Source organism: Acinetobacter uliginosus (assembly GCF_044130295.1).
Taxonomy (GTDB): domain Bacteria; phylum Pseudomonadota; class Gammaproteobacteria; order Pseudomonadales; family Moraxellaceae; genus Acinetobacter.
In genome coordinates this window covers 14,033-38,590 of sequence record NZ_JBIQOC010000007.1, presented here as the reverse complement: position 1 = coordinate 38,590, position 24,558 = coordinate 14,033, and the positions used below count along the sequence as shown (strand labels likewise).

Sequence of the window (24,558 nt, the reverse complement as noted above, 5' to 3'; positions counted from 1 at the left end):
CTGATAAGGAGATGAGATGGATCAACTTATGGATGTACTGATATGAATAAAAACAAAAGTATTAAAAGGAAAAGTTGATGAAAACTTTAAAAAGTAAAAAAGCGCTAACGCTTGCTGTAATGATGACCCTCACTTGCGGTCTTACAGCGGAAACACAGGCAGCAAAAGGAATTTTGCAGATTCAAGAAACGGTCAAATCCGACTATGCCAAGACCCGGTATCCCATTGTCATGACCCATGGCTGGTTGGGCTGGTCACGCATCGGCGATGACAGTTTCAATATTGATTACTGGTATCAAATTTTGCCTGATATGGCGCGCAATGGTTCGACTGTTTTTGCCGCACAGCTCTCCCCGGCCAATACCACCGAGTTCCGTGGTGAACAGCTGATTGCTCAAGTCGAAGAAGTGCTCGCAATTACGGGAAAGGATAAAGTGAACCTGATTGGTCACAGTCATGGCGGCCCAACCGTACAGTATGTCGCAGCCGTAGAACCGCAATATGTGGCATCAGTCACGGGCGTGGGCGGAACCTATCGCGGTTCTAAAGTCGCCGATGATATTCAGAGCAATAGCATTAGCCGCACTGCCTTCAATATTCTGGGACAATACATCATTGGTCCACTGATGACCTGGGCTCAAGCCAATCCGGACATTCCGGTAAGCTTTGATGCTTCAATGAAGTCTCTGACTGAAGTGGAATCGGCAAACTTTAATAAACGTTTCCCAACCTCTGCTTTAGCTTCTGACTGTAACAAGAGCGGTGCCAAAGTAGATAAAGGCATTTATTACTATTCTTGGGGTGGAACTGCACAAACCACCAACCTGCTGGACATTGATAGCATCTTGATGCAGCTTGGTCCGCTGTCTTATGGCAACAAAGACAATGATGGTATGGTCGCTCGCTGTAGTTCACATATTGGTCTGGTCATTCGTGATAATTACAATCTCAATCATACTGATCTGGCGAATATGATGTTTGGTTTAAAAGGAATGTTCGCCCCTGATCCAGTTACCCTGTTCAGACAACATGCCAACCGTTTAAAGTTACAAGGTTTATAATAACCAGCACATCCGGGATATTTTCCCTGATGTGCCCCTTGTTTAAAAATATTTTGTTACATCTATATATTTCACTGATCGATAACTTATCGTTATTTCATTCTGCCTTATTCAATAATTAATATGACAATCTAAATTGTCTAAAAATAAAAGCATCAAGAAAATATAAAAAATGAGGATTTTTTATGAAATATGGATTATTGCTCGCCGGTCTAGTCACCAGCACGCTATTGGGTACGGCTCAGGCATCCAACACCTCACAGGTGACAGCGAACGCGGTCTCAACCTATGCAAAAACCAAATACCCGATTGTCTTTAGTCATGGTATGGCAGGCTTCATTACCGTAGGTACAGACCAGTTTGGTCTTGATTACTGGTATCAGATTTTGCCCGACTTGGCACGAAACGGTGCCAATGTCTGGGCCACCCGCGTATCGCCATTTAATTCATCTGAAATTCGTGGCGAGCAACTGGTACAGCAAGTCGAAGAGATTATGGCATTAACCGGGGCAGAAAAAGTCAATCTGATTGGTCACTCGCATGGTGGTCCAACTATTCGCTATGTGGGCGCAGCATTGCCAGAAAACGTTGCCTCCATGACAGGTGTAGGTGCGCCACATAAAGGCTCGCCTGTGGCAGACCTGATTTTATCTGCTGAAGGCACAGCGATCGAAGGCCCACTGGTAGGGGTCATCAATTTTGTTTCCAAAGCGATTACCTGGGCACAAGGGCTTGACCCGCAAAGCTTCCCGCATGATTCACTTGCAGGCGGAACAAGCTTAACCCTTGCAGGCTCTGCACAGTTTAATGCCAAGTTCCCTATCGGCATGCCAAGCACAGCTTGTGGCGAAGGCAAGCTATTCGACCAGGGCATTTATAACTATTCCTTTACCGGTGTCGGGACAGTGACCAATTTGCTGGACCCTGATGGTGCTTTAAAAGTCACCAGTTTGCTGATTGATGGCGGCAAAGAAAATGATGGTCTGGTGTCGCGTTGCAGTGCCAAGTTTGGTAAAACCATCCGCGATAACTATAACTGGAACCATTTAGATGAAGTCAATCAGGTCCTTGGTTTGAAATCTTTATTTGCACCGGATCCGGTAGATGTCTACCGCCAGCATGCCAACCGTTTAAAACTGCAAGGCTTGTAACCACACAAATTTCAGACATAAAAAATGCGCCAACAGGCGCATTTTTTTACTCGTATAAAACTTAAAATTAAGCTTTAGTTTTACGAGCTGGCAATTTTTCACGAATACGTGCAGCTTTACCAGACAATTCGCGTAGGTAGTAAAGCTTAGCACGACGAACGTCACCACGACGTTTCACTTCGATACCAGCAACGATTGGTGAGTGAGTTTGGAATACACGCTCAACACCAACACCGCTAGAAATTTTACGTACTGTGAACGCAGAGTTCAAGCCACGGTTTTTCTTAGCAATAACAACGCCTTCGAACGCTTGTAGACGTTCACGGTCGCCTTCTTTTACTTTTACTTGGACAACTACTGTGTCACCTGGTGCAAAAGCTGGGATGTCTTGTTTAAGCTGAGCATTTTCAACAGCTTGTACTAAAGGATGCTTACCGCTCATGGGGTATCTCCAATAATGTGTGGCTCAGAAGGGTCTGAATTCCACTGGATATAGAGGCTAAAGCGCATATACCCGATTATATTTCTTTTTATGCTTGACCGCTTCAATGCATAAAAAGCCTATTAACGAATACAATTAAGTATTCAAATCTCGTAGCCATTTTTTTTGCTGGCTGGTCAGCTCAACTTTTTCCACAAGCTCTGGCCTGCGTTCCAAGGTGCGTTGATAGCGCTGCAAAAACCGCCATTTTTCAATATTGGCATGATGCCCGGATTTAAGTACTTCAGGCACCTCCAAACCTTCAAAATGGTCTGGCTTGGTATATTGTGGGCAGTCTAAAAGACCATCCACAAATGAGTCTTGCACGTGAGATTGTTCATCTGACATGGCACCCGGAAGTCTCCGGATAATACTGTCCAATAAAACCATCGCAGGCAGTTCACCACCCGACAAGACGTAATCTCCAATTGACCATTCCTGATCAACATAATGCTGGATCAAACGTTCATCGACCCCTTCATAACGTCCACACAATACAATCAACCCGTCATATTGAACGAAATCTTGTACCGCAGCTTCGTTTAAGGTTTTACCTTGGGGTGACATATACACCACAAGCACGTTCACCGCTCCTGCTTCTTGCGCAAGCTCTTTGGCATGGTTGATTGCTTTTGACAGAGGTTCTGCCATCATCACCATACCCGGACCACCACCAAATGGACGTTCATCCACTCTTTTGTAGTTGCCCTCAGCATAATCGCGTGGATTAATACAAGTGACTTGTACTATTTCACGTTTCGCCGCACGCCCGCTAATACCGTAGGCTGTAATCGCTTCAAACATTTCAGGAAAAAGCGTAATGACTGCAAAAAACATCGCAGACTCCCGTATTTCCGAAAAATTGTTAGTAGTCTACGCCCCAATTGACGTAAATACGACCAGCTTCAATATCAACGCGTTGTACCACATCTTTATGCCATGGAATCATACGCTCTTCAGCATCAACGCTATCTGGTGTTGCGTGAACCACCATCACATCATTGGCACCGGTCTCAAACAGTTCATGGATTTTACCGAGATTGACTTCCTGGTCTTCTTCATTCAGACCTAACACAGTTAAGCCTTTTAAATCTGACCAGTAATACTCGTCCACACCTGCTTTCGGAAGCTGCGCTTTTGAAATCCAGACATTGGCGCCAACCAGTTCATCCGCTGCAGTACGATCACTCACACCTTTTAGCGAAACAACCAGGCCTTTACCATGCGGTTTCCAACGTTTTACATCTACTGTTTGCCAACCTGCTTTGGTCTCAATGTACCAAGGCAGATAGTCAAAGATGTTGCTCATAGGTTCTGTATTGGAATAGACCCAGAGCCACCCATTTAATCCATAAGCTGAACGTAACTGTCCAATCTGAATACGATCTTCGGGAACATTCTGTGTTGGTGTCATGGGCAAACTACTACCTAATTTATATAAAAATTATGCAGCAGCTGCAGCTTTCTTAGCTTGAGCAGCTAAAGAAGCAACACGTTCAGAAGGTTGAGCACCTTGTGCTACCCAGTGAGCAAAACGGTCAGCATCTAAACGAAGTTTTTCTGCTTTACCTTGAGCTGTAGGGTTGAAGAAACCGATACGTTCGATGAAACGACCGTCACGCGCATTGCGGCTATCAGTTACAATGATTTGATAGAACGGACGTTTTTTAGCACCACCGCGTGCAAGACGAATAACTACCATGATACAACCTTATAGTTTTTACGGATTATCCCTGTACCGACCATCGATACATTTCAAACCCCTTTCATAGAGGGCAATATTTTACGTTATATTTGCGTTGAAAGAAAGATCAAATTTCAGGTTATCCACAGTTTGAATTTATTTCTCAGACCAAGCTAAACAAATATCCGTTGTAGATGGGATGTCTTTACCTTTATACCAACATTGAGTACCAGCATTGGTAAGAGTTAATGCACCATCATCTTTCTGAATACTTGTTGAAATCGGTGTGGCTGTTAATGTCCAAGATGAATTTGGCGTATTTGTTATGGTCAAATTATAAATGGCTGCTCCACTTCGCGGTGACACTGTTTTTCCATAAACATTTGGATTGGTAAGTGGATTTGTTGCATAACCCGAATTGGTATTACTTTTCCCATAATCTCCATTCGCTAATTTATATGACTGCAATTTTTGGGCAATTTCCATCATCGTACTTTGGGTTTCAGTACGATTTTTCCTTTTTACATAGCCTTGATAAGATGGATATGCAATTGCAGCTAAAATAGCTAACACAGCAATAACAATCATAAGTTCGATGAGAGTAAAACCTTTAAAATTTTTCATTATTATTTCCACTCCTTGCTATTGTCACCACAACTTGTGCTAGAAATAGTTAATGAATCTTTAGTCATACACTTCCCCCCCCTAGAATCCAATAATAAATATTCAGAGGCTCTAAGTGCATTCCCTTTTAATTGATTGGGAGACGCAATCATTTTCCAACCTTGCCCAATTGTTGAGTCTTCTAAAGCTTTTGTGGAATCATTAATATCAACAATTTTGATTCGATAGTCATAGTTACTTGCAGAATCATAAGGAATATTGATCTCCCCTTTTGTTGAGGTCTGATGTTCCGGAATATAACCCGCATAACTTAATTGCTTCCCTTTATAATTTTCTAAACGCTCAGCAATCTTAAGCATTTCTGATTGTGCTTTTGATTTATGTGCTCGAGCAACATAAACTTCATAACTTGGAATAGCGATTGCTGCAAAAATTGCAACAATCACCACTACAACCATCAATTCAATTAAAGTAAAGCCTGCTCTTATATTTTGATGTCCTGCCATATAGTTTATCCTCACCACTCAAACCAACGTACAGGTTTAATTTTTCGTACTTGACTATATGTAGAAAGATTTTTATCAGTTAAGCTTGTATTTGCAGTCGGGCAATTTCCTACACATGCTTCTCTTGTTTCTGCTATTGGAGCGACTAAAGAAGTCGTACGAGGATCAGAACTAGATACCACACCGAAAGCTGGACCATTAATTCCTTGGTAACTGGTTTTCACATATGCAGCACAGTCACCATAAGGCATACAAATACGATGTGTTGTAGAAATTCCAGTTACTCCACCACCACAATTACTTACTGTTCCAGATAATGTAGCTTTAGGATCATAAAGACTGACATATAAATCACCAGTGATTAACTGAGATTCCTCAAATGCTCGAGCATAGTTCCCTGAATCTACTGAACGTAATTCAAAGCTCCATCCACGCAGCATATTAGCCCCAGTCGTTAATTTTATTTTGGCAATTTCGGTATCTGCAATTTGCTTAGTAGCTGTTTTACCCAAAATACCAGTATTTGAGAGTGAAGAAGGTGTAATGACGTTAGCAGGTGTAAAAGTAGATTTTTCCAGATTAATTGCTGCCGCATCTCTATCAATTAAACCATAAATTTTATTTTTCCCGCCTCTTTCCTCTTCAAGTGGAAAGCTACGATTTCCTGACCCAGCCGTAACTAGTACGAAACGGTTTTGACCATCATCAAATACAGCTGTAGATAGACGATCATAAAAACGTGGTACAAATGGAGTAGTATCAGTTGTTCTTAATTGAGCAAGTGTTTGTACCCGAACTGCAATGTTGGTGTCTGTCGTCTTGGACATTTGGGTATTATTATTTAAATCAACACGGAAAATTTGCCCACCCAAGTCCGCAAAATAAATCATATCTGCAAGACCATCTGCATCATAATCACGAACTACAGGTTGTCCCACAACACTATATTTTAAATCTGATTGAGTTGTTTTCTTATAAGTATCAGCTATACCTGAAGTATCCGAACTACTCATCCAAATTAAAGCACCGGTTGCAGCATCTACTACATATAATGCATTTCCATAAGTTGAAGATGGCTCTGTAAAAGTAGCAGCTGGTTTTTCATAGACATCAGCATCATAACCACCACCAAAAATGAGTACTTTTTTACGCTCACCTTTCACACGTATTTCAGCAATAGTAGGCTTACTCCAAATTTGTGCCATACGCTGGAATTCGTTTGTGGCTGTAGGTTTAATATGAAATAGAAGATTCGGTGAAGCAGGATTAAGAATATCTAAACCATAAAGCCCTTTACCCCCCATACGCAAACCACCATAAATATTGATTCTATTGGCTACATACTTTGTGGTTGAAGTTCCACTAGAGGTCGTTGTCTGCACTTTAAAGGTATTATCTGCTGTCCAAGGTGCATCTACACCATAAGCAATACCTGTCAAAGTACCTATACCTTTTGAATCTTTGCTAGCTAATGTATCATATTGATTACTTAAAATTTGTTCAGGAACAAATACAGATTGTTCTTTACCTGTTAACGAATTTACAATATGTAAACCACCATCCATAGAACCATAAACTGTATATTCTTCACGCGTCCCAACCGCATTATTTGTTGAAATAGTCGATTGTTTGGTTACCATTAATGGTGTTGAATGTACAACTCCACCCAAGAATCGATATGGACTCGCTGGATTAACTGCAAGTGCTGTAATTTCACTATTGGTAAGTGTAGTTTGGGTTGCAGCGGCAGGAAAAGTAGTTGGATAACCTAAATAATTTAATAAAGCCAAACGCTGATTAATATTATATGTGCCTGTTAATGCACCGGTCCCGGTAAAATTAGTTGCAAGATTTTGCGGAGTCACCCTCTTCAGGGAACTTCCATCTAAAATATAGACTTTACGTTCACTATTAATATTACTAATTGCATCTACTGCTTCTTGTGCTGTAGAAGGCACAGGTATTTTATTCCATGCACCACCACTATTAATTAATGAATGGTCAGTACCTGTTGCCGCACTAGACCATAAGTCTTTTGCACTTGAATTAATTACTTGCTGGTTATTTTCAAGCTTATAAATAGCATTGCCACTACTGTCCTTTAACGTTCCACCGACAATATTATATTTCTTTAAATTACCTGCCCAAGTACGTAAACTGGTATCTTCCATTGGCATAACCATAGGGAAAAAGCCTTGAGTCATATATTTAGTTTGATCTAAAGGATCACGTGGAACAGAAATGGATCCTAAACTAGAGGGAGTAAATGATACTTTGATATCTTCAACGAACTTAATAATACTGTTAGCAATATCATCTGAATTAGTAGCTTGGTAGAATCCCCCTTCCCCAAAACCAGCTCCTTTTGATCCCCATTTACATGCATTTTTAGCATCTTGAGTCGCAGTAACAGTGTTGCAATCATAAGTACCATCTGATTTTCGCGTTAACCCCTCAAAAGATGCACCAAAGCCTACAACCGCAGTTTTAATTGATACCCCACCTGGATTTTTAGTTTTATCACGAAGTTTTTTAGCATATTCACCTATATACTCCCACCCCCCCGTTTCACCAGCAAACAAATCAGATTTTAAAGTAGGTGAGACCAAAATACCCGTACCTGATGGTTTTGCTGTGAATGTATAAGTAGCATTGTCATTCAAAGATTTATTCATTATGGTGCGTGCCATTACATCTTTTGTCGAATTTGGCGCACCGTCAGTTAGAAAGTAAATCCCATTACCATTACATTCACTACTTGAAGCTGCTTTAATATAAGTATTAGTGCCATCAGTTTTTTTACTATCGGAAGCGGAATATGCAAAGCCTCCAACTGTATTATCGCTAGTTCCATCTAGAGAAAAAGGACTGGTACGGTAGGATACTAGACCATTAATACTATCAGGATAACCCCATACTGTTCCAACTACGGGCTCAATATCAAGTGGCTCACTAGGAACTCTAACCCAACCATCAAACCTCCAACCAACGGGAAGTTTTTTGTAAGCATCCCATAAACTAGACATCCCTCCACCTACCGCAGTCTTGAAATCAGAATAGGAAACAGAACACCAACCAGTATTAGGAGAAGCTGCTTGAGTACATGACCCATCGTAAGGTTTATATATGCTTGTTCCCGTTACCGTCTTTTTTGCATCATCCCATTCTGGCCAGTCACTAGGACATTGTTTAACTATTGCACCTAAAGCTGAAGTGGTACCCCCACCTAATGTAGCGCAGAGTAAATAAACTTGTTCTGTGCCTTTTTGCTTAAGCATATAACCATCATAAATATACCCCATCTTTGTCGATGAGGTCGCTGTACCGCCTGTTCCAGTCCCCATCATATAAGCAGCTGCTTCTGCATATGCATGAGCAGTTGGTGTACCACTGGCTGCCTTAATAATATTTGGATAGGTTTGACTGGAAATTTTTAAATTATCATTTTTTGTACCATCTTCATCAGTTGTAGTATCAACAGATTTGATTGCTGCTAGTGCTTGCGCAATTTTAATACGTTGTTGTGATGTTAACGCTCCATTCGGCACAAGAATTCGACCTGAATGACCATCTACTAGTTTTGTCGGCACATTACCAATCGTAAGCTCCGTTCTAGCTGAAAATTGCCCCAACCCCATCACTACACTATCACTCAGCTGAGTGCCTGCTAGTAAAGGTAAAATCGCATCCTTAAGTCGTGATAGACGGTCATATTGAGTAATTCCACCCGCAGTACAACCACGTACATAATAAGGAATAACCGTATCACCTATTGTCACACTTTTATAAATGGATGTTTTATTATATGTGGGACTTGTTGTACGTGTATCTTTTAAGTTATATGCCCATTCCTTAAAATTTACAGCTGTTGAATCTTTATAGTCATTTTTATATTCTTTAACATCAACCCGATCACATAATGGATTATCCACATCTCCCGGACTACCATATTGATTATTTTTAGGTAAGACTAAAGAACTAATCCCCATACTTCCTGATGTATCTAACATCATTAAAATCGAAGCCGTTCCTGTAGTATTCCCTTTATATAAACTCAAATCACTCGCCAAAACCGCAGTACTAGTCGGCAATACCATCACTGGAATCAATGCCATCATAATTACAAGAGGTTTTAATTTCATCTTTTTTTCTCCCAACCTTCCAGTGCTTAACTTTTCGTTTCTGTTAAACGCACAACATATTCTGCAACTTGAGTGTTTAAAGGCACACCAAGCTTATTTAGACATTCATGTAAAGTTTCAACTTTTACTTGGCCTGAACTGCTTTCATCTCTATTCTTCAATAGCAGCTCATCCATTACCCGTTCACCCAAGCAGGTATTCATATCTGCAAGAGTGACCGATGGTGCCATAGCGGGTGCAAAAGAAGTTGCAACAACACGAACACGTTTAGTATCCACATCTGCCTTTAAGTCCGTATTTTTGTTGGTTAATTCAAATTTACGCATTTCCACGGCCGGATCATCAGGATTTACTACTGCAATTTGAGTCACAATAGCTTTACGGCTAATCGAAAACATTGTGGCGGGATTACACACGGCACTAATATCTCCAGAAAGTGCAGCACTAACCCCTGTCGCACTTGAAATAGATAAACGTTCAATAATTCGAAAGTCGCCCAAATTAAAGAAAATATTATTTTTTGCAGAGCTATTTTCTATTTCTGTAGGTTTAAAACAGAATTGTAATTCCTTACCTTGATTACCATCTAACAAAACTTGACCAACAGGCGTACCTGCCAAATTGGTTGCTTCATTGGTATTAAAGTTTTTTTCTAAATGATCTAGGGCTACATCAGAAGTTTGCATTAACAATGTTTGTACTTGAGCATTGGTGGCGATTTTTAAATTAAAAATACTGTTTCGTATCGCGTATAAGCCGATAATTGTTATAAGTATCAATAATATCAATACCGTAATAAGTGTTGCACCAGTTTGGTAACTAGAACGATTTATCATTGAATAATATCTCCTAATCCGCCATTACGTAGCGCAATTGTTGTGGTATACACATGCCGCATATAACCATCACTTGGTGTTGTTATTGCTTGATCCAAAACGGTAAAGTTCGTTTTCTCTGCCATACCCACTTTTTCAGTAGATCGTACCAACCATCCCAAATTCACACCGATAATGGCGGGGCGATGTGTAACTGTTGATGAAATTGGGATAGCATTGTATTCATTAATCCCTAAAGTACGAGTTGAACCATCCCCATTACGAATAATTAACTGCACCCGCATGTATTCCACATTTTTAGCAATCATTTCACCAGCATTTGTTGCATAGTTTGAAGTAAGAGTATTTACAGCTGAAATCGTCGTTGACTCATACGTTTGAGGAACAGTTTCACCCGTAGCAACAAACATAGCTGACGAACAGTTTAAATTTACTTCATCTTTGCCTGATGTTTTATTAATATAATATCTTTCAATTACATACCAACCTTTAGTGTAGGTTGTACTGGTTCTCTCTGGCCCCTTTACTTTCTTCCCATCACATGTAAAGGTATTCATTGGAGCTTGATACATAATCACTAATTGATCACTTTTTGTATAAGCACTAAATGCACTGTCATCATGCGCATTTTCAGATACCAAGTTATTACTAGACAATAATGCTGAACCTATTTTCAGACCTTTTAAATTACCATCTGCAAGAGGAGTAGAAGAACCACTAGTTTGGTTACTTAAAACTATCCCACCATATAAAGATTCATCATTCATTGCTCCAGCGTTACCATGATTTGCTAATCTAATATTTTTGGTCACGTAGTTCACACCAAAAATACCACTGTCTTGTAAAGAAGAAGCAGAGGTTTGAATACGATAATTAACCTGACCACTAATAAGTAACTGAATAGCTACAGCAACCAGAATCAAACCTAGAGTGAGAGCAATCATTAACTCTATAAGTGTAAAGCCAGATTGATTGATAATTTTCATTAATATGCCTCCAACACTAAACAGTTCGAGTCACTTACATATTTTCCATCAGTTTTAATACAGGCATTTTCAGGTTCTTCAGCTTCAGAGCTTGCTTTAGCATTTGTAATGGCGTCAGTCTCATTCCATGCTGCTATCAAACATAATCTTTGTTGACTCGTCGAGGTATTTAAACAATTAATTATCCCTACAGTAATTCCCTTGGTTTTGGCTACCTCGCTATATTGTTTTAAATCATATAAAGCTTGGTTATTTGCATTACAACCACTACTACAATCAGGCAAAGTTGAAGGAATAGCTGCCTTATAATCTCCAGTTGGATTTAATCTTATTTTCTCTGCGAGACCATTCAATAAAATGAGCGCATCCGATCTTTTCATAGACTCTTCAGTTGCAGCAGTTGCTTTAACTTGTAAAGCTGCATAACCTAAAATTGCAATTGCCAAAATGAGCATAGCAACCAGAACCTCCATAAGCCCCACACCCTTTTGACGGGAAATATTTATCATTGGCATGCAGCTCCTTGTGAAATATCTACAGTTCCCGGGATACCTACCACTAAAATATAAGACCCTACGGAAGAACAAAAAGTAATTGTTTTGGAAGCACTTAAATTTCCCCGAGCTGAAAAAACAAAACTATCATCTGAAGTGTTTTTTAAATTTATTTTTTTCTCAACATTTACAATAAGAACGCTATCTTTTTTTAGGGAAGTTGTCATGCTTGTTGAATAGTTTGTTAATACCGCACCACATTCCGCTTCCGTCACAGTAACAGACGATTTATTTATTGAAGTACAAACTACAGTTTCATTACGATTCAATATTGCTCGGCTTCTAGCTTCTTTTAATGTATCTCTCATGTTGTAAGCTGTTGTTTTAAGATTCTGCTTAATCAATAAATTATTAAAAGAAGGAGCAGCCATCGTCGCAATAATGGCTAATACCGCGATCGTTACCATCAACTCAATCAAGGTGAATCCCTGTTCTTTTCTTTGCATACTCCCCCCAGGCAACAAAACTTTACCCTATTTAAAATAATATCGAACTTAATTACAAATTAAACACACAAAAGGATAAAAGGCATAAAAAAGCAGATGACTGTTACATGCCAGTCATCTGCTTTTTTTTAAAAGAGAAATAGATTGTTATCTATTTCGCACTTTAGGCTTGAGTTACAGGAATACGTAACTCTTTCGGCAAACTAAAGGTAATGTTCTCTTCACGCCCTGCAAGTTCTTCTGGTACTTTGGCGCCCCAGTCCTGTAAACGCTGAATCACTTGTTTAATTAAAATCTCGGGTGCCGATGCACCAGCAGTTACCCCAATTTTGGTACTTTCATCAAACCAGGCCTGATCAAGCTGATCGGCATTATCCACCAAATAAGCATGTTTCCCCATACGTTCCGCCAGCTCGCGCAAACGGTTTGAATTTGATGAATTAGGAGATCCGACGACTAAAACCACATCACATTGCGTTGCCAAATCACGTACTGCATCTTGACGGTTTTGCGTGGCATAACAGATATCATCCTTACGCGGTCCCTGAATATGAGGGAATTTTGTACGTAAAGCATCAATCACTTTGGCTGTATCATCAATTGACAATGTGGTCTGAGTTACAAAAGCCACTTTTTCAGGATGATGTATTTTTAAAGCTGCTACATCCTGCTCATCTTCAACCAAATAGATTTCACCACCATTTTTCTTGTCATATTGCCCCATGGTGCCTTCCACTTCGGGGTGACCTTCATGACCAATTAAAATAGCTTCCGTCCCCTCACGCGCATATTTGGTCACTTCTATATGCACCTTGGTGACCAGCGGACAGGTGGCATCAAAGACTTTTAAACCACGACGCTCCGCCTCAACTTGTACCGCTTTCGACACACCATGTGCACTAAAGATCACGATATTGTCATCAGGAACTTCATCCAGTTCATCAACAAAAATTGCACCACGCTGACGTAAATCATCCACCACGAACTTGTTATGCACCACTTCATGACGCACATAAATAGGCGGATTAAAGCATTCTAGTGCCCGATTGACGATCGCAATTGCTCGGTCGACACCTGCACAAAAACCACGTGGATTGGCCAATACAATTTCCATAAGATCCTCAATGTTCACCCGAAGTTGAGCGGAATAATTTGAAATAAATGCCAACAAAAAGACGCTTGGCTATTTTGTTTGCGGGTCGTCTACTCTAAAATAGAGAAGATATTTTATCATATCAGGAAAAATATCATGTCGGGTCTCTTGTTTGTCGTTTCTGCTGCATCCGGAACAGGCAAAACATCCCTCGTTAAAGCCCTTCTCGACCGTGTGACCAATCTGCACGTTTCTGTCTCTCATACTACTCGTGACCAACGTCCCGGTGAGCTTGACGGTGTACATTATCATTTTTCAAAAAAAGAAGATTTTCTTGCCTTGGTTGAGCAAGGCGGTTTTATTGAATATGCAGAAGTGTTTGGCAATTATTACGGTACGGCTCAAGCGACTGTAAAACAGCAGCTTGCCAAAGGGCATGATGTTTTACTTGAAATTGACTGGCAAGGTGCAGATCAAGTCCGCAAACTTTTTCCCGAATCCAAACAAATTTTTATTTTACCGCCAAGCCAGTTCGATTTGCGCCAGCGCCTATCCAACCGTGGCACAGACTCTGTTGAAGTGATTGAGCGCCGCCTGGGCTGTGCAGTTGAAGATATGCAGCAGTATACAAACTTTGACTATGTCATTATTAATGATGACTTTAATAAGGCACTGCATGATCTGGAATGTGTGATTATTGCCAATCGTTTAGTGATTGCACAACAAGCAGCCCGTCATCAGGAATTGATTGAAAAATTAATTACTCCTGTTGAACCGTGATTAAAACTTGAGTCTGCAGGCAAAGCATTTTATACTGCCCAGTCTGTTCAAATTTAATATTCAAACGAGAATTCTTATGGCACGCGTAACCGTTGAAGATTGTTTAGACCATGTAGACAACCGCTTTGAGCTTGTACTAGTGGCAAGCAAACGCGCGCGTCAATTGGCACGTCAAGGCATTGAACCAACTGTAGAATGGGATAACGATAAACCGACCGTAGTTGCTTTACGTGAAATTGCGGTAGGTCATGTATCTAAAGATATTTTGAAACAACGTGATCAAGACTATCAAACTTCTAGCCTTGACCTTGCACTTTCTGCAAACAATTTGAATTTAGATGGCTTTTCTTTCCAATAAGAAAAAATATCTTAAAAAAGCCTAGTTTTAACTAGGCTTTTTTTATTGCACAACTTTAATATTTGATGAATAACCGTTATAACATAAAATTAAAGATACGTTATTTAGGATGTATCTTTTTGCTGTTTTTTAAATGAAAAAATTGACAAGTCATGCAATATGCTTTTCATTAAAGCTCTAGCGATTTGAATTGTAGAAACTGAAGTAATAAAGGTGTTATATGCCAGGCCCACAGGTCAGCCAAGCCAAACAACAGCTCAAAATTATTATCGACGCTTACTTAAGTGCAAGTGATGTCGAGCGCGTGCTTGTGGCCTGCGATTATGCCGATATTGCCCATGATGGCATCACCCGTAAAAGTGGTGAACCCTATATTCTGCATCCGATTGCGGTCAGCAGCATTCTTGCGCATATGCGTCTGGATGCCGAAACCCTGATGGCCGCCCTGCTGCATGACGTGATTGAAGATACTGATTTCAACAAAGAAGACATTACTGAAAAATTTGGCCGCACAGTGGCCGAGCTGGTCGATGGGGTAACCAAACTCAGCCATTCCAGCGACAAAGAATATAATAAAGCCGCCTCCTTCCGTAAAATTCTGCAAGCCACCCTGCAAGACCCGCGTGTCATTATTATTAAGCTGGCTGACCGTTATCACAACATGACCACTTTAGGTTCGTTGCGCCCAGATAAACGGGCACGTATTGCCCAGGAAACCTTTGATATTTTTGTGCCGATGGCGCGTATTGTCGGCATGAACGAGATGGCCGACAATCTGGAACATCTGTGCTATCAAAATCTTGACCTGGATATGTTTAACAATGTTCAGGATGCCCTACTACAAACCAAACCGAAACGCTGTGAATATCAAAGCATCTGGGAAAAAAACCTGACTGAACTGCTGCAACAGCACCAGATTAGTGGTCGTATTAAAAAGAAAAATAACAATATTGAATTGCTGCGCCACTTCGTCAAAAACGATATTGACCTGCAAGAACTCACCCACAGTCATGCTTTTGAAATTATTCTGCAAAGCATTGCCGACTGTGACCGTCTGGCAGAAATCCTGCGCGAAAATTTCCAGATTCTACATTATGAAGATCATATCCGCCGTCCATTGCCGGGTGGCAACCAGTCTTTAATGATGCGCTTAAAAGGCGAGAAAACCACGCTCTCTCTGACTATCCAGACCGAGCTGATGCGTAAAGCTGCCCGTTTTGGTGTGGTTTTGGGTGAAAATGCACCGCAAGCCTGCCGCTCAGCCATTCAGGCATCTATGCAGAACCTGAATGTGCTGGTGGATGGTGAATGTGCCAAAACCACCTTTAGTGATCTGTTGGATTATCTGCATCAGGAAAAAATCTGGGTGTATACTCCGCATGGCCATTTGCACGAACTTCCACAAGGGGCTACAGCCGTCGATTTTGCTTATTCAGCCAGCCTGTTTTTAGGCAACCACGCTGTCGGAGCAAAAATAAACGGTGAAACCCGCCCTCTTTCCACACCCCTGGTCAGTGGGCAAGTGATCGAGATTATTACCGATGTCCTGGCGACTCCAAATCCAGACTGGCTCAGCTTCATCAATACCCAAAAAGCGCGTCGTGCCATCCAGAATATTTTGCGTGATCAGGATATTGAAGAACAGCAACTGGTCGGCCAGCAAGCCCTGAACCGTGCGTTGAAACTGTTTAATCGCTGCATCAAAGATTTAACTGAAGCAGACTGGATCGATATATTGCAATGGCGACATATCGAATCTAAGGAACACTTATTTGAACAGATTGCCGTGGGCGACCTGTTACCACAATTAGTGGCCAACCATCTGTTTGCACAAGGACAAAGCCTGGATAACCAGTCTTCTACCCGTCTTATCCAAGGCACTGAAGGCGTAGATGTCAAATATGCCCATTGTTGCAATCCTGTGCTTGGTGATCCAATTCAGGGACATCTGTCACGTCGTGGCTTGATTGTGCATCGTGCGCGTTGTCATAACCTGTTGCATGAACAGCATCTGCATCCAGAAAATATTATGCCCTTGCACTGGACATCTGAAGATTTCGATGACATCAGTTTCACTGCCTATTTAAGCATTGATATGCTGATGAATGATGAACAGATTTCTGACCTGATTTATCAGTGCCGGAAGGAAAAAACCGGTGTAGAAATGGTTCATGTCCATGAAGGCAAAACCTATGTGCATATTGTAGTACATAACCGCAAGCAAATTGCCCAGATTATTCGTGATTTACGTATGCACTTTGGTTTTCCACGCATTACCCGTTTAGCCCAGCCCATTAACATTGCTGAAGCATCCAAAGCCAGTTAGTTCAAACATAAGTCACTCTTATTGAATAATTTAGGCTATGATGCATAGAGATGATAAAAGGAGAAATCGATGTCCCGCCAAGTAATCCATACTGAAAATGCACCTGCAGCCATTGGTACATATTCTCAGGCGATTTTAGTTGAAAATACCCTGTACCTTTCAGGTCAAATTGGTTTAGATCCTTACAGTATGGAATTGGTTGAAGGCATTGAAGCACAAATTCGCCGTGTATTTGATAACTTGAAAGCCGTCTGTGAAGCAGCCGGTGGCTCATTGGCAGATATCGCCAAACTGAATATCTTTCTGACCGATCTTTCCCACTTCCAGCTGGTCAACCAGATTATGGGTGAATATTTTGCCCAGCCTTACCCTGCACGCGCAGCATTAGGTGTCGCCAGCTTGCCTAAAGGGGCTTTGGTTGAAATGGATGGTATTATAATTATTAATCAATAATTTATAAAACTCATTAAATACCCACGTTTCAAAACTCATTTCCAAATGATCAATTCATCTTGAGCGGAAATCCAAACAGCACTCGGATTTCCGCTCAGGTGCTATTTTTTTATTCAAAAACTCAATCACAATAAATGATATTTCAAATGAATTTCATTGACAAACGATAATAATTATCAATAATATCACTTATCCCATTTCACTCTTATGTGGCCAGTTCAAATGTACGTATGCTTATGTCGTGGTATTACCGATCAAGATATTAAAGATGCCGTTGCAAATGGCGCGGAAAGCTATCGTGAAATTCGTGACCTGCTTGATTTAGGTACCTGTTGTGGCCGTTGTGCCCCTGAAGCACGCGCCATCATTAGCGAAGAACTTTCAGAAATCGCAGCCCGCATCTCCGTAGCGGCTTAAAACCCGATTACCCTAATAACAAACTGAATGATCAAAAGATCATTTTCTCCTCTCCCGCTTATGACTCTCGGCGGGTTTTTTATACACGCCCGTGTAGCATAGCGCCTATTATCGTTCTTGATTGCGATTTTCATTTGCTGTTCAATAAACTACTCGCCATTGTTTTGCTTGTTGTTTAAGATATTTGCAATAATCATTTTTTTGATTGCCTGACCCCTTGTGAAGGCAAAAAATTGTTGATGGAGAACTTACAATGAAAGGCAATCGTGACGTCATTAATCAGTTAAATCAGGTGCTTTATCACCAGTTGACTGCCATTAACCAGTATTTCCTGCACTCACGTATGTTCAATGACTGGGGAATTGAGAAGCTGGGTTCGGCAGAATACAAAGAATCGATTCAGCAAATGAAAGATGCAGATAAAATTATTGAACGCATTCTATTTCTTGAAGGCCTGCCTAACTTACAGAATTTAGGCAAGTTATACATCGGCCAGCATACTGTTGAAGTACTGAATTGCGATGTACGTAAAGTCAATGAAAACATTGAAGCCCTGCAAAAGGCGGTCAGCTTGGCCGAACAGGAAATGGATTATGTCACCCGTGATCTTGTTCAGGAAATTCTAGAAGAAGAAGAGGAATACCTGGATTGGGCCACCACCCAGCTTGATCTGGTCGAGAAAGTGGGCATCGAAAACTACATTCAAAGCCAAATTTAAGTTTAAAAACAGCCAGTCAATTGACTGGCTGTTTGAGTTGGTCGATTCACTTTTTAAAATTTTACTTTTTGGCAGCAGGCTGGGCCAATGACGCATAGTCCCAATCGACTTTACGTAATTTTTTCAACAACCAGAGCTGATGTCTGGCTTCCTGTTCATAGCCATTAAAAGCCAGGATCTTGGCATACTTGAGCAGATCATAGGAGGTCGGATAATTAAGCACCATCTCCCTAATTTCCTCAAGCTGTTGTGCACTCACCTTGCTATAGGGATTCATACGAATCCAGTCGATACGCCGGTTAAATTCTTCCAGCAAATAAACCTGATCCTGATTGGTGATTTTTTCCGGTGTTTTTTCATAGCGTAGCGTTTGATTGAGCTTAGGAACCATCACCGCATAATCTCGCACGATCAGAATCAACAGCAAGAAAAATAAACCGTAAGCAACCCGCATATAATTGGGTGAAAGGGTCAAGATTTTGGTATCTGCCTGTTGTGACTGAACCAGACCAATAATAAAACCGACCGGGAGCAGGAAATAGGCATAATATTGTGGGAATTCCAGCATGGCGTGAATCAATACTGCACCCACCATTAAAATCCCGATCACGGATTCAACAGAATTGACACGCTTATTTAGCTGATAACCCCAATAGCCAAAATAAGCCAGAAACGGCAAGCCTATAATTACGCCATTCCACAAAATAAAATCGAGAATAAAATTATGCGCGCTACGAATCCACACCGGTCCCTGGAAATGATCACTGACCAGGGTATATGCGACACTGGTCTGGTTCCAGCCATAACCAAACCATGGACGGTCAGCAATGGCATGCAGCATTTGCTGCCAAATGGCTAAACGCGACATATCCCCTGTAGCGCGTCTTGACACATCGACAGCTTTAATCTGTATATCCAATAATTGGGTTAAATAGCTCCCCATGACAGGTAATATCAGGACTAATCCTATAAAAACACCTAACCATGCCGCCAGGGAATACCATTTAATATGGATATAACCTTTAAATTGCTGATAAGCTAAATAAACCAGAATAAAAACACAGGCCACCCATGAGGTTCTGGATTGGCTTAATGCCACGCTCACTAACATAATGAATGCCGCTGGAACCAGCCATTTGGTCTGGACTTTTTTGGTTTCATATAAATATAAACAGGCCAAAAGTGACATGAGCAAAAAAGTAGCCATATTGTTTGGCTGGGCAAAATTGGCATAGGGACGAACAGCACGTTGCATATTCACCATCCCGGGGATATACGCATCGAGCGTTAACCATTGGCAAATCGCAATCACACCCGTCGCTGTTCCGGCCATGAGAAATACATAGCTGAGTCCGGTAAAAATGTTTGCCCGGCCTGCTTTCTCGCTCGACAAGTTATAGCCAACCACCATGCTCAGCCAGAAGCCAAGCACAAACAAGCTACAGATCAGGGCTTTATCAAAGAAAAATAGCTCACCTGCCCCATACTGAACCAGCGGGATAGCCGCGAGAAATAATAGCGGCAGGCTGATTACTGGCAATTTAATTTTGTCTTTTAAATAAATGGCAGCCAAAGTAAATAGCGATAAAAAAGCAAACAGTTCACCTGTGTAGGTAACCCAAGGGCGGTAATGGATAGGCAGGAGCCAAGCCAGTGAGATAAACACACTGGCTAAGAGAAGGAGGAGGAATTTCATGTGGTGTCACAGTTAAAGTGCTGTGCAATATGATAATTCAAAAGGTCATTAGAACTTATAAATAATTTTTGTGCTTTTGAATTATTTCCATGGGCGTAAATCTACAATTTTGATGATTTCAGCGGTATCTTTATTCACCAATACAGTCATATCTAAAGTATTTGCTTTTAATGGTACAAAAGCATTTGCTTTAGGGTATTTTTTTAAAACATTCACAACTTTTTGTGCATCATTATATTGTTTGAGTTCTGCTAAATTCTTCGCGCGCTGTTGTATTTGATTTTTGACTTGAGTTAATTCGACATAGCGTTCAGGTTGTTGTGCAAGAGAAACTCCACCCAATACCTCTGTAAACATATCTTTCTGACGTTGCTGTGCATTTATTGCGGACTTGACTGCAGCAAATTGTGGTTTACCCCATGACACCTGTTGGAACAGCGATTGTGCCTGATCAATATTTTCTAAAAGAAGGTCATTTTTTCTTATTAATTCAAAACGATCCACATAATAAACCAACCATGCTGGACGGCCTTGCTCAATACTATAAACACCATAACATAAAGCAGAAACCTGCAAGGCAATAATCACTGCAATATCAAATTTAAGTGATTTCTTACCTTCCTTATAGACCAATAAACCTAAGACTGGTCCAAGTATTACATCAATGGTTAATAGCATTAAAAATATATGTGTCACTCCCACCGCTTTTGCAAGAGGCATTGGATACCAAACAAAGAAGACCATTCCAACTACAAGTAAAGCAATCAGAAATGAAATCAATAAATGGCTTAAGAAAAATTTGAGGCGTTTAGACATATTTTCAGTTGAATTTATAATTTTCAGGAACTAAACAGTAGCCGCTAATTTCAGGTTGAACTTTAGGTGATAAATGAATACTGAAACTTTGCTCCACTATACATTCTTGTTTTATTTTTGAAATATCCACCACAATAATTATACCTTTTGGAGAAAGATCATTTCTAGCTGCACAAGCATAATTCAATGCCATTGAACTACTTTTAGCGAAGGAAATACTACTTAATTCACCATCAGCTTTCGGTTGAAAACCTTGTTTTTTGATATTTTCAAAATGCGCTTCTGCAGTTCCGTGAAAGAGAATATGATTATTAGTTTCAATTTCATCTGGAAATTGTTGATAACTATTTTCTTCACCCCATGCTTGAAACTCATACTCTTTAATCATGATCTTTTTTATTTGTCCAATAGTTGCTAACTTTCATCCATAAAAAAGACTGGCGTACCAGTCTTTTTAACTTACTTAAAAATTAGTAAGTACCTTGACAAGAACCCGGTAAATATTTAATAGGCATTGGTTTTGCGCCAGGACCACATTTCCAACCTTGAATAGTTGCCATGCCATCCGTTTTTGCAGCCAAAGCACGCGCAGTACCTTTATCATCAACCATTGGCGTTAGAGTAATTTCGTTTAGTGCAGATGTTACTTCGCCACCTAAATTAGTCTCATTACCTACTACTGTAATGACACCATTAGCATCAGCAGTACCACTTTTAACCATTTTTGTAGCTGCAATATTACAACTACTAGCTAAAGCTGTACCTAAATCTGCAACGGGTGAATTTTGTACCATATCTGTAATGGTACTACGACATGAAGATGCTGCTAAAATTACTTCTGAAACACGTGCCTTCACTGTGTAGTTTTGATAAGCAGGAAGTGCAACCGCAGCCAAAATACCGATAATCGCTACAACGATCATTAATCAGTAACATTCCATAAGTCACTTTATATGGACACGCTCCAAACTGTTGAATTCTATTCATTTACTCCATTTTATATTTTGTCCATATAGACATGCTTTTATAACGACAAATTTTTCAAGTTTGTCCATATCCTCAAAAATGCGTAAAGTGTTAAAAACGTGTTTTAGTCCGCCTAATTAAAAATGAGCAGTCACCAAAATATTTTTTGTATTCATACCGACCTTAAAATTTTATGTTTGTTATGCGTCATACAAAATATAAAAAATTTTATGCTCAAAAGGAGATGAATTATGACCAACAACGAGTTTATAGAAATACATCTAGATGCTGAAACAAAGCAATTGGCAGAACGAACTGCCGCTACTCTGGGTTACGCTACACTCACCGAGTTTTTTATTTTATTCAAAAATCACGCACCACAAGTTTTACAAGAACACTCTCATATTCAGTTAAGTCATGCTCAGTTCGAGCAATTTGTTGAAGTATGTCAAACTCAAAATAAGGTCCCTACCCGATTAAAACAGGCTGCCCAGCTTTTAGATAAAGAAAATTTTTAAGGAGCAAATGAAAGTGATTACATGTGCTGAGCTGCAAGACAATTTAGTGGATATACTCGATTACGTTATAGACGATCATACACCTGTACTTATTAATAGAGAAGATAAACAAGCCGTGGTGATAATAACTCTAGATGATTGTAATGCCTTTAAAGAAACAGCGTACCTACTCAAAAGTCCTGCCAATGCAAAACGGTTACGCGACTCAATCGCGCAAATTGAAGCAACTGAAACAACGTGTCATAAACTCAGTAAAGAGTGAGATTGAGATGCACTAACGATGGTAGAAATAGCACCCTACTATACCCAGAAAATTTCAAGCGATAGACTTCAACATAAAGAACGACATCACAACACCTAAAAAAGAACAATCGAATATATGTGATACGCATCACACAATGACAATATTTGTCCAAAGTATAAAATTCAACCTGACAAAACTTGCCACTTTTTAACAAAAATATACAGCAGAATTAAAAGTCTTAAATTTTTTATGTGTAAGGTGCTGTTTTTCTGTGTAAATTGTCTATAATAAAAGTTGGCACGTTAGTTGGCACGTTTAGTGCTAAGTATAAAATAGCTTACAAAGCTTATAATTAAATTAACAACATTTGTGGAGAATGTTTATGAACGCTCAAAAAGGCTTTACGCTGATCGATACTCCATAAGTGTCCATATAAAATGAACAATCCATAAGTAAGTCAATATGGACATAAAAATAATAAATTTGATATGAAGAATAAATATCATCTTTTTCTACTTTTTTCACTCTCCGTTTTTACTCATGCTCAAAAACTAGACCTAATTCAATATTCAGATATTTCATCAATTCCTCAAATTGCTTTGAATCCAAAAATCCAAACAGAACTTCAAACATTGTTAAAGCATGATTATCTAAAATTTCAATCTCATTTTGAGCATTATTCAGCCCCGTATTTACTGAAAACAGATGAGGCTCTGTATTATGAAGGTAGGTCTAGAACCAGTTTAGATGCTTCATCAGCGATTGTTTTTAAAGATGGGCGATTGTTTGCTGCAATATATTTTGCCAAAACCAAGACGTTAAAATACTTTAGCAACGATGCGAGTTGCTCAGAACAGTTACATCCTGCGATTCAGGTTTTTGCTCAGCAGCGTGAAATTCAAAGTATTGAGTATGTAACAGCTAGAGAGGATACAGCTTTAAAATATAATCTTGGTTTGCTTTCTCAATGTGAGACTTACATAGAAAAGATAAACAAGCGAAGTTCAAGAAAATAATCAAGTTTAGGGTATTTATAATTTACTTTGAATCTCATTGAGATTGTTGGTGTTACGCTACGGTATTGAAGGGCTTTAAGCATTAAGCTTGTATGATATTGTTAGATTTAGGGCTTGATCGATAAAAATATAGAGCTTGAGGTGATGCTATGACGTTATTGGAACAGCAAGCTTTACCAGAAGTTGTGTTGGGAAAATCAGTACTTAGGGCTGCTAAACAGCTCTGTCTTAGTCAGTTTCAGCTCGCAATAGTGTTGATATGGATGACGAGGCAATCACTCAATTACAAAACCAACCTGAATTAGATCCAAATTCTAAACAGGGTAAATTAGCACTGTTGCTGATTCGTCTATATCAGGCTTTGCATGCTTTGACAGGTGGTGATCAGGCGGTGATGAAGATTTTTTTAACTTCTGAAAATCGAGTCACTAGCGGTATCCCAGTTCATCAAATTGAAACGATGAGTGGCTTGATTTCTGTTCTTAATTTTGTTGAAGCGATGAGAGCGAAGCTGTGATGCAGATGGCTTTGTTGTATAAAGCTGCCCATAAGGGAATTGAAAGTATTCAAAAGACGATTCCACAAGTTATGCCATATTACAACGCATCAAAAGTTAAAAAGTCATAATTTTTTAACCATTGGACTTATAATGTTGATATCTATCCAAAAACTATATATTGCTTAAT

At 39.9% G+C, this 24,558-nt stretch carries 27 protein-coding genes and 1 pseudogene; 12 read left to right on the top strand and 16 right to left on the bottom strand.

Annotation, left to right across the window (positions count from 1 at the left end):
• Positions 1–77 precede the first annotated feature (77 nt).
• Both ACE01T_RS02900 and ACE01T_RS02895 read left to right on the top strand, forming a co-directional pair.
• On the top strand, positions 78–1,061 hold the full coding sequence (locus ACE01T_RS02900) for an esterase/lipase family protein (protein ID WP_395518691.1): 984 nt from the start codon (positions 78–80) through the stop codon (positions 1,059–1,061).
• A gap of 185 nt (positions 1,062–1,246) precedes the next feature.
• Positions 1,247–2,212, top strand: a complete 966-nt coding sequence (locus ACE01T_RS02895) for a lipase family alpha/beta hydrolase (RefSeq protein WP_395518690.1) — start codon at positions 1,247–1,249, stop codon at positions 2,210–2,212.
• A 67-nt stretch (positions 2,213–2,279) separates the two neighbouring features.
• Here the strand turns inward: ACE01T_RS02895 and rplS are convergent, their stop codons facing one another.
• The 12 genes from rplS to ispH form a co-directional block, all read right to left on the bottom strand.
• Entirely contained in the window at positions 2,280–2,654 is a 375-nt protein-coding gene (rplS, locus tag ACE01T_RS02890) for a 50S ribosomal protein L19 (RefSeq protein WP_086197174.1), read from the bottom strand.
• Positions 2,655–2,789: 135 nt separating this feature from the next.
• Positions 2,790–3,530 (bottom strand): tRNA (guanosine(37)-N1)-methyltransferase TrmD, encoded by a 741-nt coding sequence (trmD, locus tag ACE01T_RS02885; protein ID WP_395518689.1) that lies wholly within the window; start codon positions 3,528–3,530, stop codon positions 2,790–2,792.
• 28 nt (positions 3,531–3,558) lie between these two features.
• Complete coding sequence (gene rimM / locus ACE01T_RS02880; protein ID WP_092820169.1) at positions 3,559–4,107, bottom strand: ribosome maturation factor RimM; 549 nt, start codon at positions 4,105–4,107, stop codon at positions 3,559–3,561.
• Between the two features lie 30 nt (positions 4,108–4,137).
• The gene (gene rpsP / locus ACE01T_RS02875; RefSeq protein WP_092820170.1) at positions 4,138–4,395 is read right to left on the bottom strand and encodes a 30S ribosomal protein S16; all 258 of its coding nucleotides are present in this window, start codon (positions 4,393–4,395) and stop codon (positions 4,138–4,140) included.
• A gap of 138 nt (positions 4,396–4,533) precedes the next feature.
• Positions 4,534–5,001 carry a type IV pilin protein gene (locus ACE01T_RS02870; protein WP_291354984.1) on the bottom strand — a complete coding sequence of 156 codons (468 nt, stop codon included), beginning with the start codon at positions 4,999–5,001 and terminating at the stop codon, positions 4,534–4,536.
• 2 nt (positions 5,002–5,003) lie between these two features.
• A complete protein-coding gene (locus ACE01T_RS02865; RefSeq protein WP_395518688.1) occupies positions 5,004–5,507 on the bottom strand; it encodes a type IV pilin protein in 504 nt (167 codons plus the stop codon).
• An 11-nt stretch (positions 5,508–5,518) separates the two neighbouring features.
• Positions 5,519–9,649: a pilus assembly protein gene (locus tag ACE01T_RS02860; RefSeq protein WP_395518687.1), complete on the bottom strand. Its 4,131-nt coding sequence runs from the start codon at positions 9,647–9,649 to the stop codon at positions 5,519–5,521.
• Positions 9,650–9,675: 26 nt separating this feature from the next.
• Positions 9,676–10,485, bottom strand: a complete 810-nt coding sequence (locus ACE01T_RS02855) for a hypothetical protein (protein ID WP_395518686.1) — start codon at positions 10,483–10,485, stop codon at positions 9,676–9,678.
• Positions 10,482–11,471 carry a PilW family protein gene (locus ACE01T_RS02850; RefSeq protein WP_395518685.1) on the bottom strand — a complete coding sequence of 330 codons (990 nt, stop codon included), beginning with the start codon at positions 11,469–11,471 and terminating at the stop codon, positions 10,482–10,484. Before ACE01T_RS02850 ends, ACE01T_RS02855 begins: the two co-directional genes overlap by 4 nt.
• Positions 11,471–11,986, bottom strand: a complete 516-nt coding sequence (pilV, locus tag ACE01T_RS02845; RefSeq protein ID WP_395518684.1) for a type IV pilus modification protein PilV — start codon at positions 11,984–11,986, stop codon at positions 11,471–11,473. The genes ACE01T_RS02850 and pilV overlap by 1 nt, the downstream gene beginning before the upstream one ends.
• Positions 11,977–12,471: a GspH/FimT family pseudopilin gene (locus tag ACE01T_RS02840; RefSeq protein WP_395518683.1), complete on the bottom strand. Its 495-nt coding sequence runs from the start codon at positions 12,469–12,471 to the stop codon at positions 11,977–11,979. The genes pilV and ACE01T_RS02840 overlap by 10 nt, the downstream gene beginning before the upstream one ends.
• 163 nt (positions 12,472–12,634) lie before the next feature.
• Positions 12,635–13,585 (bottom strand): 4-hydroxy-3-methylbut-2-enyl diphosphate reductase, encoded by a 951-nt coding sequence (gene ispH, locus ACE01T_RS02835; RefSeq protein WP_395518682.1) that lies wholly within the window; start codon positions 13,583–13,585, stop codon positions 12,635–12,637.
• A gap of 135 nt (positions 13,586–13,720) precedes the next feature.
• On the opposite strand from ispH, the gene gmk reads away from it, so the two are divergent.
• The 6 genes from gmk to bfr all read left to right on the top strand — a co-directional run bounded on the left by gmk (position 13,721) and on the right by bfr (position 18,616).
• Positions 13,721–14,344 carry a guanylate kinase gene (gmk, locus tag ACE01T_RS02830; RefSeq protein WP_092820179.1) on the top strand — a complete coding sequence of 208 codons (624 nt, stop codon included), beginning with the start codon at positions 13,721–13,723 and terminating at the stop codon, positions 14,342–14,344.
• A 76-nt stretch (positions 14,345–14,420) separates the two neighbouring features.
• The gene (rpoZ, locus tag ACE01T_RS02825; RefSeq protein ID WP_004896248.1) at positions 14,421–14,702 is read left to right on the top strand and encodes a DNA-directed RNA polymerase subunit omega; all 282 of its coding nucleotides are present in this window, start codon (positions 14,421–14,423) and stop codon (positions 14,700–14,702) included.
• A gap of 220 nt (positions 14,703–14,922) precedes the next feature.
• Positions 14,923–17,028: a RelA/SpoT family protein gene (locus tag ACE01T_RS02820; protein ID WP_395518681.1), complete on the top strand. Its 2,106-nt coding sequence runs from the start codon at positions 14,923–14,925 to the stop codon at positions 17,026–17,028.
• A 69-nt stretch (positions 17,029–17,097) separates the two neighbouring features.
• Positions 17,098–17,481: a RidA family protein gene (locus ACE01T_RS02815; RefSeq protein ID WP_395518680.1), complete on the top strand. Its 384-nt coding sequence runs from the start codon at positions 17,098–17,100 to the stop codon at positions 17,479–17,481.
• A gap of 222 nt (positions 17,482–17,703) precedes the next feature.
• Complete coding sequence (locus ACE01T_RS02810) at positions 17,704–17,898, top strand: bacterioferritin-associated ferredoxin (protein WP_086174534.1); 195 nt, start codon at positions 17,704–17,706, stop codon at positions 17,896–17,898.
• A 253-nt stretch (positions 17,899–18,151) separates the two neighbouring features.
• Positions 18,152–18,616 carry a heteropolymeric bacterioferritin subunit Bfr gene (bfr, locus tag ACE01T_RS02805; protein ID WP_092820182.1) on the top strand — a complete coding sequence of 155 codons (465 nt, stop codon included), beginning with the start codon at positions 18,152–18,154 and terminating at the stop codon, positions 18,614–18,616.
• Between the two features lie 61 nt (positions 18,617–18,677).
• Here the strand turns inward: bfr and ACE01T_RS02800 are convergent, their stop codons facing one another.
• The 4 genes from ACE01T_RS02800 to ACE01T_RS02785 all read right to left on the bottom strand — a co-directional run bounded on the left by ACE01T_RS02800 (position 18,678) and on the right by ACE01T_RS02785 (position 22,051).
• Positions 18,678–20,312 (bottom strand): PglL family O-oligosaccharyltransferase, encoded by a 1,635-nt coding sequence (locus ACE01T_RS02800; RefSeq protein ID WP_395518679.1) that lies wholly within the window; start codon positions 20,310–20,312, stop codon positions 18,678–18,680.
• 81 nt (positions 20,313–20,393) lie between these two features.
• Positions 20,394–21,128, bottom strand: a complete 735-nt coding sequence (gene tfpZ, locus ACE01T_RS02795) for a TfpX/TfpZ family type IV pilin accessory protein (protein ID WP_395518678.1) — start codon at positions 21,126–21,128, stop codon at positions 20,394–20,396.
• A 4-nt stretch (positions 21,129–21,132) separates the two neighbouring features.
• Positions 21,133–21,516, bottom strand: a complete 384-nt coding sequence (locus ACE01T_RS02790; RefSeq protein ID WP_395518677.1) for a hypothetical protein — start codon at positions 21,514–21,516, stop codon at positions 21,133–21,135.
• Between the two features lie 82 nt (positions 21,517–21,598).
• Entirely contained in the window at positions 21,599–22,051 is a 453-nt protein-coding gene (locus tag ACE01T_RS02785) for a pilin (protein WP_395518676.1), read from the bottom strand.
• Between the two features lie 294 nt (positions 22,052–22,345).
• Here ACE01T_RS02785 and ACE01T_RS02780 point away from each other — a divergent pair, with 294 nt between their 5' ends.
• The 4 genes and pseudogenes from ACE01T_RS02780 to ACE01T_RS02765 all read left to right on the top strand — a co-directional run bounded on the left by ACE01T_RS02780 (position 22,346) and on the right by ACE01T_RS02765 (position 24,389).
• Complete coding sequence (locus tag ACE01T_RS02780; protein ID WP_395518675.1) at positions 22,346–22,612, top strand: type II toxin-antitoxin system TacA family antitoxin; 267 nt, start codon at positions 22,346–22,348, stop codon at positions 22,610–22,612.
• Between the two features lie 7 nt (positions 22,613–22,619).
• Complete coding sequence (locus ACE01T_RS02775; RefSeq protein ID WP_395518674.1) at positions 22,620–22,874, top strand: type II toxin-antitoxin system Phd/YefM family antitoxin; 255 nt, start codon at positions 22,620–22,622, stop codon at positions 22,872–22,874.
• A 470-nt stretch (positions 22,875–23,344) separates the two neighbouring features.
• Entirely contained in the window at positions 23,345–23,872 is a 528-nt protein-coding gene (locus ACE01T_RS02770) for a hypothetical protein (RefSeq protein ID WP_395518673.1), read from the top strand.
• A gap of 149 nt (positions 23,873–24,021) precedes the next feature.
• A pseudogene (locus tag ACE01T_RS02765) lies at positions 24,022–24,389 on the top strand (antitoxin Xre/MbcA/ParS toxin-binding domain-containing protein).
• Positions 24,390–24,558: the final 169 nt, after the last annotated feature.

What these genes read in the sequence shown, in the direction of transcription:
- gmk (WP_092820179.1), top strand. Translation starts at nt 13,721, where the DNA reads ATGTCGGGTCTCTTGTTTGTCGTTTCTGCTGCATCCGGAACAGGCAAA.
- tfpZ (WP_395518678.1), bottom strand. Translation starts at nt 21,128, where the DNA reads ATGTCTAAACGCCTCAAATTTTTCTTAAGCCATTTATTGATTTCATTT.
- rpoZ (WP_004896248.1), top strand. Translation starts at nt 14,421, where the DNA reads ATGGCACGCGTAACCGTTGAAGATTGTTTAGACCATGTAGACAACCGC.
- ACE01T_RS02800 (WP_395518679.1), bottom strand. Translation starts at nt 20,312, where the DNA reads ATGAAATTCCTCCTCCTTCTCTTAGCCAGTGTGTTTATCTCACTGGCT.
- ACE01T_RS02815 (WP_395518680.1), top strand. Translation starts at nt 17,098, where the DNA reads ATGTCCCGCCAAGTAATCCATACTGAAAATGCACCTGCAGCCATTGGT.
- ACE01T_RS02870 (WP_291354984.1), bottom strand. Translation starts at nt 5,001, where the DNA reads ATGAAAAATTTTAAAGGTTTTACTCTCATCGAACTTATGATTGTTATT.
- ispH (WP_395518682.1), bottom strand. Translation starts at nt 13,585, where the DNA reads ATGGAAATTGTATTGGCCAATCCACGTGGTTTTTGTGCAGGTGTCGAC.
- rpsP (WP_092820170.1), bottom strand. Translation starts at nt 4,395, where the DNA reads ATGGTAGTTATTCGTCTTGCACGCGGTGGTGCTAAAAAACGTCCGTTC.
- ACE01T_RS02820 (WP_395518681.1), top strand. Translation starts at nt 14,923, where the DNA reads ATGCCAGGCCCACAGGTCAGCCAAGCCAAACAACAGCTCAAAATTATT.
- ACE01T_RS02840 (WP_395518683.1), bottom strand. Translation starts at nt 12,471, where the DNA reads ATGCAAAGAAAAGAACAGGGATTCACCTTGATTGAGTTGATGGTAACG.
- ACE01T_RS02865 (WP_395518688.1), bottom strand. Translation starts at nt 5,507, where the DNA reads ATGGCAGGACATCAAAATATAAGAGCAGGCTTTACTTTAATTGAATTG.
- ACE01T_RS02810 (WP_086174534.1), top strand. Translation starts at nt 17,704, where the DNA reads ATGTACGTATGCTTATGTCGTGGTATTACCGATCAAGATATTAAAGAT.
- ACE01T_RS02860 (WP_395518687.1), bottom strand. Translation starts at nt 9,649, where the DNA reads ATGAAATTAAAACCTCTTGTAATTATGATGGCATTGATTCCAGTGATG.
- ACE01T_RS02790 (WP_395518677.1), bottom strand. Translation starts at nt 21,516, where the DNA reads ATGATTAAAGAGTATGAGTTTCAAGCATGGGGTGAAGAAAATAGTTAT.
- ACE01T_RS02785 (WP_395518676.1), bottom strand. Translation starts at nt 22,051, where the DNA reads ATGATCGTTGTAGCGATTATCGGTATTTTGGCTGCGGTTGCACTTCCT.
- ACE01T_RS02900 (WP_395518691.1), top strand. Translation starts at nt 78, where the DNA reads ATGAAAACTTTAAAAAGTAAAAAAGCGCTAACGCTTGCTGTAATGATG.
- ACE01T_RS02770 (WP_395518673.1), top strand. Translation starts at nt 23,345, where the DNA reads ATGAAGAATAAATATCATCTTTTTCTACTTTTTTCACTCTCCGTTTTT.
- ACE01T_RS02780 (WP_395518675.1), top strand. Translation starts at nt 22,346, where the DNA reads ATGACCAACAACGAGTTTATAGAAATACATCTAGATGCTGAAACAAAG.
- ACE01T_RS02850 (WP_395518685.1), bottom strand. Translation starts at nt 11,471, where the DNA reads ATGAAAATTATCAATCAATCTGGCTTTACACTTATAGAGTTAATGATT.
- ACE01T_RS02895 (WP_395518690.1), top strand. Translation starts at nt 1,247, where the DNA reads ATGAAATATGGATTATTGCTCGCCGGTCTAGTCACCAGCACGCTATTG.
- rimM (WP_092820169.1), bottom strand. Translation starts at nt 4,107, where the DNA reads ATGACACCAACACAGAATGTTCCCGAAGATCGTATTCAGATTGGACAG.
- ACE01T_RS02855 (WP_395518686.1), bottom strand. Translation starts at nt 10,485, where the DNA reads ATGATAAATCGTTCTAGTTACCAAACTGGTGCAACACTTATTACGGTA.
- rplS (WP_086197174.1), bottom strand. Translation starts at nt 2,654, where the DNA reads ATGAGCGGTAAGCATCCTTTAGTACAAGCTGTTGAAAATGCTCAGCTT.
- ACE01T_RS02775 (WP_395518674.1), top strand. Translation starts at nt 22,620, where the DNA reads ATGAAAGTGATTACATGTGCTGAGCTGCAAGACAATTTAGTGGATATA.
- bfr (WP_092820182.1), top strand. Translation starts at nt 18,152, where the DNA reads ATGAAAGGCAATCGTGACGTCATTAATCAGTTAAATCAGGTGCTTTAT.
- trmD (WP_395518689.1), bottom strand. Translation starts at nt 3,530, where the DNA reads ATGTTTTTTGCAGTCATTACGCTTTTTCCTGAAATGTTTGAAGCGATT.
- pilV (WP_395518684.1), bottom strand. Translation starts at nt 11,986, where the DNA reads ATGCCAATGATAAATATTTCCCGTCAAAAGGGTGTGGGGCTTATGGAG.